Source organism: Limnohabitans sp. 2KL-27, assembly GCF_001269345.1.
Lineage (GTDB): Bacteria > Pseudomonadota > Gammaproteobacteria > Burkholderiales > Burkholderiaceae_C > Limnohabitans_A.
The window spans coordinates 1814180-1827797 of sequence record NZ_CXOP01000002.1; the positions used below are offsets into that span (position 1 = coordinate 1814180).

At 61.0% G+C, this 13618-nt stretch carries 12 protein-coding genes; all 12 read left to right on the forward strand.

The window, feature by feature from the left end; all coding sequences use genetic code 11:
- The first annotated feature begins 4 nt into the window (after nucleotides 1-4).
- The 12 genes from LHAB_RS11495 (at nucleotide 5) to LHAB_RS11550 (ending at nucleotide 13604) form a co-directional block, all read left to right on the forward strand.
- Nucleotides 5-2116: a 3-hydroxyacyl-CoA dehydrogenase NAD-binding domain-containing protein gene (locus LHAB_RS11495; protein WP_090046481.1), complete on the forward strand. Its 2112-nt coding sequence runs from the start codon at nucleotides 5-7 to the stop codon at nucleotides 2114-2116.
- 59 nt (nucleotides 2117-2175) lie between these two features.
- On the forward strand, nucleotides 2176-3351 hold the full coding sequence (locus LHAB_RS11500; protein WP_090046483.1) for an acetyl-CoA C-acyltransferase: 1176 nt from the start codon (nucleotides 2176-2178) through the stop codon (nucleotides 3349-3351).
- A 96-nt stretch (nucleotides 3352-3447) separates the two neighbouring features.
- A complete protein-coding gene (locus LHAB_RS11505) occupies nucleotides 3448-5289 on the forward strand; it encodes an acyl-CoA dehydrogenase (RefSeq protein ID WP_090046485.1) in 1842 nt (613 codons plus the stop codon).
- Entirely contained in the window at nucleotides 5289-5591 is a 303-nt protein-coding gene (locus LHAB_RS11510) for a Dabb family protein (protein WP_090046487.1), read from the forward strand. Before LHAB_RS11505 ends, LHAB_RS11510 begins: the two co-directional genes overlap by 1 nt.
- Before the next feature lie 30 nt (nucleotides 5592-5621).
- Complete coding sequence (locus tag LHAB_RS11515; protein WP_090046489.1) at nucleotides 5622-6413, forward strand: SDR family oxidoreductase; 792 nt, start codon at nucleotides 5622-5624, stop codon at nucleotides 6411-6413.
- A 17-nt stretch (nucleotides 6414-6430) separates the two neighbouring features.
- The gene (locus LHAB_RS11520) at nucleotides 6431-6853 is read left to right on the forward strand and encodes a PaaI family thioesterase (RefSeq protein WP_090046491.1); all 423 of its coding nucleotides are present in this window, start codon (nucleotides 6431-6433) and stop codon (nucleotides 6851-6853) included.
- A gap of 25 nt (nucleotides 6854-6878) precedes the next feature.
- Entirely contained in the window at nucleotides 6879-7895 is a 1017-nt protein-coding gene (locus LHAB_RS11525) for an NADP-dependent oxidoreductase (protein WP_090046493.1), read from the forward strand.
- Between the two features lie 10 nt (nucleotides 7896-7905).
- Nucleotides 7906-8841, forward strand: a complete 936-nt coding sequence (locus LHAB_RS11530) for a glutathione S-transferase family protein (RefSeq protein ID WP_090046495.1) — start codon at nucleotides 7906-7908, stop codon at nucleotides 8839-8841.
- Nucleotides 8838-9743, forward strand: coding sequence for an SDR family oxidoreductase (locus LHAB_RS11535; protein WP_090046497.1), 906 nt, complete (start codon nucleotides 8838-8840; stop codon nucleotides 9741-9743). The genes LHAB_RS11530 and LHAB_RS11535 overlap by 4 nt, the downstream gene beginning before the upstream one ends.
- A gap of 100 nt (nucleotides 9744-9843) precedes the next feature.
- Nucleotides 9844-12204: a Tex family protein gene (locus LHAB_RS11540; protein ID WP_090046498.1), complete on the forward strand. Its 2361-nt coding sequence runs from the start codon at nucleotides 9844-9846 to the stop codon at nucleotides 12202-12204.
- 5 nt (nucleotides 12205-12209) lie between these two features.
- Entirely contained in the window at nucleotides 12210-13307 is a 1098-nt protein-coding gene (locus LHAB_RS11545; protein ID WP_090046500.1) for a patatin-like phospholipase family protein, read from the forward strand.
- Between the two features lie 9 nt (nucleotides 13308-13316).
- Nucleotides 13317-13604: a DUF1330 domain-containing protein gene (locus tag LHAB_RS11550; protein ID WP_090046502.1), complete on the forward strand. Its 288-nt coding sequence runs from the start codon at nucleotides 13317-13319 to the stop codon at nucleotides 13602-13604.
- Nucleotides 13605-13618 lie beyond the last annotated feature (14 nt).

A 13618-nucleotide genomic window follows, 5' to 3' on the forward strand; every position in this document is an offset into this window, starting at 1 on the left:
CAGCATGACAGCTGAATACAAAGTCCACGGTGATGTCGCGGTCATCACGATGATGAACCCGCCGGTCAACGGATTGGGCCTGTCGACCCGCATCGGCATCACCGATGGTCTGGAAAAGGCCAACAAAGACGCATCGGTCAAAGCCATCGTCATCACGGGCGCAGGCAAAGCCTTTTCTGGCGGTGCCGACATCCGCGAGTTTGGCTCGCCCAAGGCGATCCAGGAACCCAATTTGCTCAGCGTCATCCGAGCTTGTGAAAACTCGGCCAAACCTGTGGTGGCGGCCATCCATTCGGTGGTCATGGGCGGCGGTTTGGAGCTGGCCCTCGGTTGCCACTACCGCATCGCATCACCGGGTACCAGCGTGGCGCTGCCCGAAGTCAAATTGGGCCTGATTCCTGGCGCTGGCGGCACGCAGCGTCTGCCCCGCGTGATCGGTGTCGAGCCTGCACTCAACATGATCGTCAGTGGTGAAGCCATCAAGAGCGAGATGCTGGCCATGTTGCCCGGACAGAAATTGTTCGATGCCATGGCCCAATCGGCCGACAGCTTGCCAGAAGAAGCCTTGGCCCTGGCCCGCAAAGTGGCTGCAGCCCATGCCGATGGAAGTCCTTTGCCACTGGTGCGCAACCTCCCTTGCAAGCATGTTCAAGGCGATGCCTACTTCCAGTTCGCCCGCAACATGGTCAAAGGCATGGCCAAGAACCTGCCAGCGCCTGTCAAGTGCGTGGACGCCGTGGAAGCTGCCACAAAGAAAAAGTTTGAAGATGGCTTGGTTTTTGAGCGCGACATTTTCATGAACCTGATGCTCACGCCCGAGTCGCGTGCGCTGCGTCACATTTTCATGGCCGATCGCGCCGCCAGCAAAATTGCCGACGTCCCCGAAGACACGCCCAAGCGCGAGATCAAATCCGTGGCCGTCATTGGTGCTGGCACCATGGGCGGCGGCATTTCGATGAACTTCCTGAACGCGGGCATCCCGGTCAAGATCCTCGAAATGAAGCAGGACGCGCTTGACCGTGGTGTGGCCACCATCCGCAAAAACTACGAAGCCCAAGTCAAAAAAGGAAAGCTCAAGCAGGAAAAATACGACGAGCGCATGGCTTTGTTGACGACCACGCTCAGTTATGACGACATCGGCCAAGCCGATTTGGTCATCGAAGCGGTGTTTGAAGAGATGGGCGTGAAAGAGGCGGTCTTCAAAGAACTCGACCGAGTGATGAAGCCCGGCGCGATCCTGGCATCCAACACGTCCACCCTGGACGTGAACCAGATCGCCAGCTTCACCCAGCGCCCACAAGACGTGATCGGCATGCACTTCTTCAGCCCGGCCAACGTGATGAAGCTGCTGGAAGTCGTGCGCGGTGCCCAGACGGGCAAAGACGTGCTGGCCACCGTGATGGCCATTGGCAAAAAGATCAAGAAAACTTCGGTGGTCTCGGGCGTGTGCGATGGCTTCATCGGCAACCGCATGATCGAACAGTACAGCCGCCAGGCTGGCTTCCTGATCGAAGAGGGCTGTACGCCGGCTCAGGTGGACAAAGCCGTGGAGAAGTTCGGCTTTGCCATGGGCCCCTTCCGCATGGGCGACTTGGCGGGCAACGACATCGGCTGGGCCATCCGCAAGCGCCGCTATGTGGAAAAGCCGAACCTGAAATACAGCAAAACGGCTGACCTGCTCTGCGAAATGGGGCGCTACGGTCAAAAAACCGGCGCAGGCTGGTACGACTACCAAGCGGGAAAGCGTGATGCGATCCCCAGTCCCGTGGTGGTCGAGATGATCGAGAAGCACCGCACCACCATGGGCATCACGCCACGCAAGATTTCGGACGAAGAAATTGTGCAGCGCTTGGTGTTCTCGCTGGTCAACGAAGCTGCCCATATTTTGGAAGAGGGCATCGCCAGCAAGGCCAGCGACATCGACATGGTCTACATCACCGGCTATGGTTTCCCGTTCTGGCGCGGTGGTCCGATGGTTTACGCCGACACCGTGGGCCTGTTCAACGTGGCCGAAGCCATGAAGCGCTTTGCCCAAAACCCCCACGACGATGCCCAGTTCTGGCAACCCGCGCCCTTGTTGGCCCTCTTGGTCGCCGAAGGCAAGACATTCAACTGATTTTTTAATTTTCTGGCATTGGGTTGACTGACCTGATGCCCTCATGAAAGGTTTTCATCATGACGAATGCTGTCATCGTATCCACCGCCCGCACACCTCTGGCCAAAAGCTGGAAGGGCGCTTTCAACATGACCCACGGCGCCACTTTGGGCGGCCACGCGGTGCAACACGCTGTGGCCCGCGCCGGCATTGATGCCGCCGAAGTGGAAGATGTGATCATGGGTTGCGCCACGCCCGAAGGTGCCACGGGGGCCAACATCGCCCGTCAGATCGCACTCAAGGCCGGCTTGCCCATTTCGGTGTCCGGCATGACCGTGAACCGTTTTTGCTCTTCTGGCCTGCAAACCATTGCGCTGGCTGCGCAACGCATCATCGCGGGCGAAGGGCAGGTGTACGTGGCCGGTGGTGTGGAAAGCATCTCCTGTGTTCAGCAAGAAATGAACACCCACATGCTGCAAGACTTGGCCCTGGCCAAGCAAAAGCCCGAGATCTACTGGAACATGCTGCAAACCGCCGAACAGGTGGCCAAGCGCTACAAAATTGGTCGCGACCGCATGGACGAATACGGTGCCGCCAGCCAGCAAAAAGCCTGCGCAGCGCAAGCCGCCGGCCTGTTCAATGACGAGATCGCCCCCATCACCGTCACCCAAGGGGTGATCGACAAGGTCATGGGCATGACCACCAAACAAGTGACCGTGAGCGTGGACGAAGGCTTGCGCGACGGCACCACGGTGGAGGGCATCAGCGGCCTGCGTTCGGCTTTGCCGGGCGGCTTGGTCACAGCGGGCAATGCCAGTCAGTTCTCAGACGGCGCAGGTGCTTGTGTGCTGATGGACGAAAAACTCGCCGAGCAACGTGGCTTGAAGCCCCTGGGCCGATTCCTGGGTTTTGCCGTGGCCGGCTGCGAGCCCGACGAAATGGGCATTGGCCCCGTTTACGCCGTGCCCAAAGCTTTGGCACGGCTGGGCTTGACGGTCAATGACATCGATCTGTGGGAGCTGAACGAAGCTTTTGCGGTGCAGGTGCTGTACTGCCGCGACAAGTTGGGCATTCCGGCCGATCGCTTGAACGTCAACGGTGGCGCGATTGCGGTGGGGCACCCCTACGGCGTCTCGGGTCAGCGCTTGACCGGTCATGCCCTGATCGAGGGCAAGCGCCGTGGCGCCAAGCGCGTCGCCGTGACCATGTGCATTGGCGGTGGCATGGGGGCTTGCGGCATTTTTGAGGTGCTGTGATGCCCAAGGCCGTTGACGCCTGATCAACGCCAAGGCGGTCGGTTTGAAGCCGATCGCCTTTTTCTTTGTCTGTTCATTGAACCGGGATGATGCGAGATGAGCCTGCGCCCCACCGTTGATTTTTTGCTCCACGATTGGTTGAAGGTCGAAAGCCTGCAGTCCCGTGAGCGCTTTGCCGACCATTCGCGCGAAACCTTCGATGCGGTGCTCGACACCTGTGAGCGTATCGCCCGCGAGAAGTACGCCCCCTTCAACCGACTGGTTGACACCCAGGAGCCGCAGTTTGACGGCGAAAAAGTCATCCTGCCCCAAGCCACGCACGAGGCCTACAAGGCCTATGCCGAGTCGGGCATGCTCAGCGCCGCGCAAGACTACGACGTGGGGGGCATGCAGTTGCCCTACACCGTCGAAGCCGCGGCGAACGCCTTTTTTGCCATGGCCTCGGTCAGCATCGGCTCGGGCATGCTGACCAGTGGCAACGCCAATTTGCTCATGGTGCATGGCACCGATTTGCAAAAGAAGGTGTTTGCCGCGAACGAATTTTCGGGGCGCTTTTCGGGCACCATGTGCCTCTCTGAGCCCCAAGCAGGGTCGTCACTGAGCGACGTGACCACCCGCGCGACACCCGATGGGGATGACTTTGGCGCGGACCCTTTGGGCGCACGCTACCGCCTCAAGGGCAACAAGATGTGGATCTCGTCGGGTGAGCATGAACTCTCTGAAAACATCATCCATCTGGTTTTGGCCAAGATTCCCGATGCCCAGGGCCAATTGGTGCCCGGCGTCAAGGGCATCTCGCTGTTTATCGTGCCGAAGAAAATGGTGGACACCCATGGCCAGCTCACGGGCGAGCGCAACGACGTGGCGCTGGCCGGGCTGAACCACAAATGCGGTTGGCGCGGCACCACCAACACCTTGCTGAACTTTGGCGAGGGCAAGTACCCTGTGCGCGGGCAGTCCGGTGCTGGCTTGGATGGCGCCGGCAGCGGCGCTGTCGGGTATTTGGTGGGCCAGCCCGGCGAAGGCCTGCGCTGCATGTTCCACATGATGAACGAGGCCCGCATTGGCGTGGGCATGGCGGCCACCATGCTGGGCATGGCCGGTTACTACGCCAGCCTGGACTACGCCAAGAACCGTCCGCAGGGTCGGCCCACCGGGGCAGGGGGCAAAGACGCCAGCCGCCCGCAGGTGCGCATCATTGAGCACGCTGACATCAAGCGCATGCTGCTGGCGCAAAAAGCCTACAGCGAAGGGGCACTGGCCTTGGCCTTGTACAGCGCTCGCTTGGTGGACGAGCAACACACGGGAACGGCCGAAGACGCCGATGTGGCTCGGCTGCTGCTCGAAGTGCTCACACCCATCGTGAAGAGCTTCCCCAGCGAGTGGTGCCTGGAGGCCAACAGCTTGGCCATCCAGATCCATGGCGGCTATGGCTACACCCGTGACTTTCCGGTGGAGCAATACTGGCGCGACAACCGCCTGAACATGATCCACGAAGGCACGCATGGCATCCAAGCCATGGACCTGCTGGGCCGCAAAGTGTTGATGGAAAACGGCCGAGGCCTGCAACTGTTGGGCGAACGCGTGCTGGCCACTGCCGCCCAAGCCGAATCGGACTGGGCGCCGGAAGCCGCTGCTTTGCGCGATGCGCTCATGCAAATCGGGCAAGCCACCCAGCAAGCTTGGGCCGGCGCAGCGCCGGCCGAAGCTTTGGCCAATGCTGTCCCCTACCTGCAAGCTTTTGGACACACCGTGATCGCCTGGATTTGGCTCGACGTTGCCCTGACTGAGGCAGGAAACACCTCGCCCGCTTCTTTGGGCCGCCGCGCAGCCTGCCGCTACTTTTACCGCTACGAACTGCCCAAAATCGCGGCCTGGCTCCAAGTTGTCAAAAACCGTGATCTGACCTGTGCCGAACTGCCCGAGGAGGCCTTCTGATGATCCGGCACATCGTGATGTGGACCTTGCGCGAGCAGGCCGAAGGCGCCGACAAAGCCTCCAATCTCCTCCAAGCCAAGGCTTTGCTGTTGTCCTGTGCCCAGGTGGTGCCGGGCATTCACACGTTTGAAGTCGCGACCGACACGCCCGGCATGGACTGCACCCACGATTTGGTCTTGCACATGTTGGTCGATGACGCGCAGGTGCTAGCGGCTTACCAGAATCACCCCGATCATCTGGCCATCAAACCTTTCATGAAGTCGGTGGTGCAAGAGCGCCACTGCATGGATTTCAAGGTCTGATTTCATCGTCACATTCAAAGGAGCCCAGCGATGGCACGCACTGTTCAACAACTCTTTGACCTCACCGGTCAAGTGGCCTTGGTCACCGGCGGCTCTCGCGGTCTGGGCTTGCAAATGGCCCATGCTTTGGGTGAAGCCGGGGCCAAGATCATGCTCAGTTCGCGCAAGGCAGCGGATTTGGAAGCGGCGGCCGCCGAGCTTCAGGCCGCGGGCATCGACGCCCGCTGGATCGCCGCCGATTGCGGCAAGGAAGAAGACATCCGCCGGCTGGCGGCCGAGACCGTCGAGCGCATGGGCCCGATTGACATTTTGGTCAACAACGCCGGCGCCACCTGGGGCGCCCCGGCCGAAGACCATCCGGTCCAAGCCTGGGACAAAGTCATGAACCTGAACGTGCGGGGCTATTTCATCCTCTCCCAAGAGGTCGCCAAGCTGTGCATGATCCCCCGTGGCAAGGGGCGCATTTTGAACGTCGCGTCGATTGCCGGACTGGCGGGCAACCCCTCCGAGATGAAGACCATCGCCTACAACACCTCCAAAGGCGCGGTCATCAATTTCACCCGTGCTTTGGCGGGCGAATGGGGTGAGCATGGCATCACTGTCAACGCCATTTGCCCCGGTTTTTTCCCCAGCAAGATGACCTACGGCCTGCTGGAAAAACTGGGGGCCGACAAAATGGCCCAAGGCGCACCGTTGCGCCGTCTGGGTGACGACGAAGACCTCAAGGGCTTGGCTTTGCTCTATGCCTCTGACGCCGGCAAACACATCACCGGGCAATGGATGGCGGTCGACGGTGGCGTCAGCGCCATCATCGGCGGCTGATCAGAAGGTTTCAGCGCATGAGCATTCCTTTTGGCGCCAAGATTCCTTTCGTTGACCATTTGGGTTTCTCGCTGGAGAAATTTGAAGGCGGCGAATCCGAACTGCATTTCGCCCCGCACCCTGAGCACATGAACTCATTCGACGTCACGCATGGCGGCGCGGTCATGACGTTTTTGGACGTGATCATGGCGACAGCGGCGCGAAGTGTGGACCCCGACATGGGCGTGGTCACCATTGAGATGAAGACCACCTTCATGCGTCCTGCCAAAGTGCCTGCCGGTCAGGCGTTGGTGGGCAAAGGCCATTTGCAACACCGAACACGCAGCATGGCGTTCACCGAGGGCAGTGTCTTTGATGCGCAAGGCCAGTTGTGCGCCCATGCGACCGGCACCTTCAAGTACGTGAGCCGCCGCGATACCGCTTCACCTTCCACCGATTAACTTTTTCAATTCACAGGAGACACCCATGCCCATCAACCACCGCATCGTTTTGGACAACCGCCCGCAAGGCGAAGCCACCGTCAACAATTTCAAAATGGTTGAACTGCCATTGCCCGATTTGAAAGATGGCGAAGTGCTGGTTTGCCACCATTTCTTGAGCCTTGATCCCTATATGCGCGGCCGCATGAACGAGAGCAAAAGCTACGCGGTGCCTCAGCCTCTGGGTGAGGTCATGATCGGCGGCACCGTGGGAGAGGTGGTGGACAGCCGCCACCCCAAATTCAAGGCCGGTGACCAGGTCGTGGGCATGGGCGGCTGGCAAGAGTACAGCGTGGTCGATGCCACCGTGATCGGTGCCCTGCGCAAGGTCGACACCACCCATGTGCCACTGTCGCACTACCTGGGCGCGGTGGGCATGCCTGGCGTGACCGCTTGGTACGGCCTGGTCAAGATCATCAACCCCAAAGCCGGTGAGACCGTCACCGTGAGCGCCGCCAGCGGAGCGGTGGGCAGCGCTTATGGTGCCCTGGCCAAAGCCCGTGGCTGCCGCGTGGTGGGCATCGCCGGGGGCAAGGACAAGTGCGATTACGTGGTCAATGAGTTGGGCTTTGACGCCTGCATCGACTACAAGGAACACAAGGACTACCTGAGCCTGTCCAAGGCGCTGCGCCAAGCCTGCCCGAACGGCATCGACGGCCATTTTGAAAACGTGGGCGGCATGGTGCTCGACGCGGTGATGCTGCGCACCAATGCGTTTGCACGCATTGCCGTGTGCGGCATGATCGCTGGCTACGATGGGGCACCGCTGCCCATGGCCAACCCAGCCCTGATTTTGGTCAACCGCATGAAGATCGAAGGCTTCATCGTCAGCGAGCACATGGAAGTTTGGCCCGAAGCCCTGCAAGAGTTGGGCACCTTGGTGGGCACAGGGAAGTTGCGTCCTCGCGAATCGGTGGCCCCAGGCTTGGCGGCTGCACCCGAGGCCTTTTTGGGGCTGCTCAAAGGCAAGAACTTTGGCAAGCAATTGGTCAAGCTGATTTGAGGACCCGCGCATGTCCGATCTGATCCTGCACCACTACCCCGTTTCTCCGTTTGCCGAAAAAATCCGGCTGATTTTGGGGCACAAGCAACTGGCCTGGAAGAGTGTGCTTATCCCGATGGTCATGCCCAAGCCCGAATTGACAGCGCTCACAGGGGGCTACCGCAAAACACCTGTGCTGCAGATCGGTGCAGACCTGTATTGCGACACCGCCCTCATCTGCGATGTGCTCGAGCATTTGGCCCCAGCGCCCACCCTCTACCCCGCAGCCAACAAGGGGGCGGCCCGCATCGTTGCGCAGTGGGCAGACAGCGCCTTGTTTCCAGTCGCGATGGCCTACAACTTCCAGCCTGCGGGGGTGGCGCAAGTCTTTGCAGGCGCACCCACGGAAGTCTTGCAGGCTTTTGTGGCCGACCGCACCGCCATGCGCGGCGGCGCCGCCCGCATGGCTTCTGCGGATGCCACCGGCGCTTACAAGAGCTACTTGCGGCGCTTGGCCAACATGTTGCAAGGGCAGGATTACCTCTTTGGTGAGCAACCCTGTGTGGCCGACTTTGCGGCTTACCACCCGCTGTGGTTCACGCAAGAGCGCACGCCCGCTTTGACCGGGATTTTTGATCCGACACCCGAAGTCTTGGCCTGGATGGCCCGCATGAAGGCCATCGGTCACGGCACTTCCAGTCAGTGCAGCGCCGAAGAGGCTTTGCAGTTGGCCCACAGCGCCACGCCTGCGACTTTGCCTGACGAGGGGTTCCAGGATGAGCATGGCTTGCCGCTGGGCAGTGCGGTGGTGATCGCCGCGGATAACTTTGGGCAGGAGCCGACCGAGGGTGAACTCGTGGCTGCCACCCGCACCCGCTTGACCCTGCGCCGCACCGATGCCCGTGCGGGGACGGTCCATGTTCATTTCCCGCGTGTCGGGTTCACACTCAAGAAGGCCGTTGCATGATCGACAATTTCCAAGGCAAAACCGCCGTGTTGACTGGCGCCGGTTCAGGCTTCGGCCTGGAGTGTGCCCGCATCGGTGCCAAACTGGGCATGAACCTGGTGCTGGTCGATGTGCAGCAAGACGCGCTCGACAAAGCCGAAGCCGAGATGAGCGCTCAGGGCGTGCAGGTGCTGGCCCGCAGGGTGGATGTGTCCAAAGCCCAGGCCATGGAACAGCTGGCGGCCGACGTGAAAGCCCGTTTTGGCGCACCGCACTTTGTGTTCAACAACGCAGGCGTGGGGGCAGGGGGCTTGGTGTGGGAAAACTCGGTGGCCGATTGGGAATGGGTGCTGGGCGTCAACCTCTGGGGCGTGGTGCACGGCGTGCGCCTGTTCACACCCATGATGCTCGAAGCCGCCAAGGCGGACCCGAACTACCAGGGCCACATTGTCAACACCGCCAGCATGGCCGGTTTGTTGACGCCGCCCAATATGGGCATCTACAACGTGAGCAAGCACGCCGTGGTGTCCCTGACGGAAACCCTCTACCAAGACCTGCAACTGGTCAGTGACCAAGTCAGCGCCAGCGTGCTGTGCCCTTACTTTGTGCCCACGGGCATCAGCCAGAGCCATCGCAACCGGCCGGCAGATCTGGCCGCAGACCGACCCACGGCCAGCCAGTTGATTGGACAGGCGCAAAGCGACAAGGCGGTGGGCAGTGGCAAGGTGTCTGCTGCCGATGTGGCGCAAAAAGTGTTCGATGCCGTGGCGCAAGGTCAGTTTTACATCTACAGCCACCCGCAAGCGCTGGGCAATGTGCAAAGCCGCATGGAGGCGATTGTGCAAGGCCTCAATCCGCCCGACCCTTTTGCGGCCAAACCGGAAGTGGGTGAAGGCTTGCGCCAGGCATTACGCCGCATTTGAAGGCTATAAGCAGGCGTTGGCCGGGCCCTCGCAGGCACCCGGCCAGGCCTGGGTGTGTGGCAAACTCTCGGGCTTTTCCCTTTGAGATGTGACCTGAGACATGCAGAAAATCCTGGCCCAACTGGCCGATGAAATCCGGATCCGCCCTGAGCAGGTCAAAGCGGCCGTGGAATTGTTGGACGGTGGGGCCACCGTCCCCTTCATCGCCCGTTACCGCAAAGAAGTGACCGATGGGCTGGACGACATCCAGCTGCGTGAACTCGAGGCCCGCTTGGGCTATTTGCGCGAACTGGAAGACCGCCGTGCCGCAGTGATCAAGAGCATCACCGAGCAGGGCAAGATGACGCCCGAGTTGTGGGCCGCCATCGATGCCGCGCCCACCAAGCAGGAACTGGAAGACCTGTACATCCCTTTCAAACCCAAGCGCCGCACCAAAGGCATGATCGCCCGCGAGGCAGGCTTGGAGCCTTTGGCCGACAAGCTGTTTGCCGACCCCTGGCTCGACCCGCAAGCCGAGGCCGCCGCTTTTGTCCTGCCCGCTGGGGCGATTGAAGGCGCGGACTTCAGCACCACGGCGGCGGTGCTCGATGGCGTGCGCGATTTGCTCAGTGAGCGCTGGGCCGAAGACGCCTTGCTCGTGCAGGCCTTGCGTGAGTGGCTCTGGAGCGAAGGCCTGTTCAAAAGCAAACTGGCCGATGGCAAGGACGAGCACAACGCGGATGTGGCCAAGTTCCGCGATTACTTTGATTACGACGAACCCATTGGGCGCGTGCCCAGTCACCGGGCTTTGGCGGTGTTTCGCGGCCGTGCCTTGGAAATACTCGATGCCAAACTGGTGCTGCCCGTCGAACCGGAGCCGGGCAGACCCAGCATCGCCGAGGGCAAGATCGCCATGCACCTGGGCTGGAGCCATGCCGGCCGTTCATCGGACGACCTGATCCGCAAATGCGTGGCCTGGACCTGGCGTGTGAAATTGAGCCTGTCCACCGAGCGCGATTTGTTTGCGCGTCTGCGCGAGGAGGCCGAGAAAGTGGCCATCAAGGTTTTTTCTGACAACCTGCGCGACTTGCTGCTGGCCGCGCCTGCCGGCCCCCGCGTGGTCATGGGGCTGGATCCGGGCATCCGCACCGGCGTGAAAGTGGCCGTGGTGGACACCACCGGCAAGCTGGTCGACACCTCCACGGTGTACCCCCACGAGCCGCGCAAGGACTGGGAAGGCTCGCTGTTTACCTTGGCCAAACTGTGCGAAAAGCACCAGGTCAACCTGATCGCCATTGGCAACGGCACCGCCAGCCGCGAGACCGACAAACTGGCCGGGGACCTGATCAAGCAACTGGCGCGCCTGCAGGGGAGTGCAGAAATCCAAAAAGTTGTGGTCAGCGAGGCCGGGGCTTCGGTTTACAGCGCCAGCGAATTCGCCAGTCAAGAAATGCCGGATGTGGATGTGAGCCTGCGCGGTGCGGCCTCCATTGCCCGGCGCTTGCAAGACCCGCTGTCCGAGTTGGTCAAGATCGACCCGAAAGCGATTGGTGTGGGCCAGTACCAGCACGATGTGAACCAAAGTGAGCTGGCCAAGACGCTGGACGCGGTGGTCGAAGACTGTGTGAACTCGGTCGGGGTCGACCTGAACACCGCCAGTGTGCCTTTGCTCACGCGGGTGTCGGGCTTGTCGGCCTCGGTGGCCAAGTCGGTGGTGCGTTGGCGCGACGCCAACGGGGTGTTCAAGGCCCGCCAAGACTTGCTCAAGGTGACCGGCCTGGGCGCCAAGACCTTCGAGCAAAGCGCCGGCTTCTTGCGCATCCGAGGCGGCGACAACCCGCTGGACATGACGGGCGTGCACCCTGAAACCTACCCGGTGGTCGAACAGATCATTGTGAAAACCGCCAAGCCAATCCAAGACATCATGGGCCGCAGCGACGTGCTCAAAACGCTCAAGCCCGAGCTGTTTGCGAACGACAAGTTCGGCGCCATCACGATTCGGGACATCCTCGGCGAGCTGGAAAAACCCGGCCGTGATCCACGGCCCGATTTCAAGGTGGCCCGCTTGGCCGACGGTGTGGAGGACATCAAGGACCTCAAAGAAGGCATGACCTTGGAAGGCACCGTGAGCAACGTGGCCCAGTTTGGCGCGTTTGTCGACCTGGGCGTGCACCAGGACGGGCTGGTCCATGTGAGCCAGTTGGCCAACAAATTTGTCACCGATGCCCGTGAAGTCGTCAAAACCGGTGACATTGTGAAGGTCAAGGTGCTCGAAGTCGACGTGGCCCGCAAGCGCATCAGCCTGACCATGAAGCTCGACGCCGCACCTGCAAGGCGCGATGGCCCCCGAGACAACAAGTTTGAAGGGGCAGGGCGCGATCACCGCCAACGCAGCGGCGGGGGGTACACCTCGCCGCCAGCTGCCGTTGCGGGATCGGCCATGGCCAGTGCCTTTGCCAAGTTGCAGGGAATCAAGAAGTAAAGACCATGCAAGCCCTCCACATCCACGCAGGCCCCAAGGCGCTGGCCCATATCCGTGAACACGGTTTGCGACCCGAGCACATTGGCGTCATTCCGGGTGCGGCGGGCGGCCCCAAGGGGCTGATCCTGGGGCCACTGGACCGATTCATCTTTGGTGAGTGGCTGCCCCAAAGCCAGCAGCTGGTGGACTTGGTGGGGGCCTCGATTGGCGCGTGGCGCATGGCGACGGCCTGTCTGAACGGGTCAGTGTCGGCGTTTGAGCGGCTGGAGCACGACTACATCCACCAGCATTACGAGCCGCTGCCGGGCAAAAAGCGCGTGAGCGCCGAACAGGTGAGTGCTGCGTTTGGTGACAGCCTGCAAGCGTTTTACGGCGGCCGGATCGCGGAGGTGCTGGACCAAACACGTTACAGACTGCACATCGTCACCTCGCGTGGTCGGCATGTCCTGAACCGCGAACACGCGGTGGGCACGCCGCTGGGCTATGCAGGGGCTTTTTTGAGCAACGCTGTGCACCGCCGGGCCTTGGGCGGCTGGTTGGAGCGGGTGGTCTTTTCCGCGCAAGGCGCAGCCCTGCCGTTTGACGCGCACGACTTTCGCACCCGCGCTGTGGGCCTGACAGAGGACAACTTCATGCCTGCACTGCAAGCCAGTTGTTCCATTCCGTTTGCACTCAAAGCCGTGCATGATATTCCCGGTGCCCCCGCTGGAGCGTATTGGGACGGCGGCATCACCGATTACCACCTGCACCTGAACTGGACTACAGGGTCGCCGATGTATGGGAAAGGTCCGGAGCGGGCCATTGTGCTGTACCCACATTTTCAGAAAAGCGTGGTGCCGGGTTGGCTCGACAAATCACTCAAGTGGCGTCACCGCGCGACGCCTTTTCTGGACAGCACCATCGTCCTGGCCCCCAACCCCGAGTGGGTCAAAACCCTGCCCAATGGCAAATTGCCTGACCGCCAGGATTTCCTGAGCTACGACCGCGATCTGGCAGGGCGGGTGAAGGTTTGGAATGCGGCTGCCCGCGCCAGCGAGCAATTGGCCGCTGAATTTAGGGCCTGGTTGCAAAACCCGAGTTTGTTGAGTGTTCAACCCTTGTGAGGAGGTTACATGTCTGAAGCGTATGTGGTGGGTCAAATGACGGTTAAAAACGCCGACAAATGGGCCCAATACCGGGGGCAGGTACTGGCCACATTGCTGCCGTTTGGCGGCGAACTGGTGTTTCGGGGTCAACAGGTCCAGTCGTTTTCGGGCTCTAGCCCGCATCCCGACATCGTGGTGATCCGGTTTCCTTCATTGGACCATGCGCAAGGGTGGCATGGTTCAGCCGCTTATCAAGCCTTGATTCCTTTGCGCCAAGAGGCCGCCGACGTTGTTTTGCTCACCTATGCTTCATAACCCTGTTGCAAAAG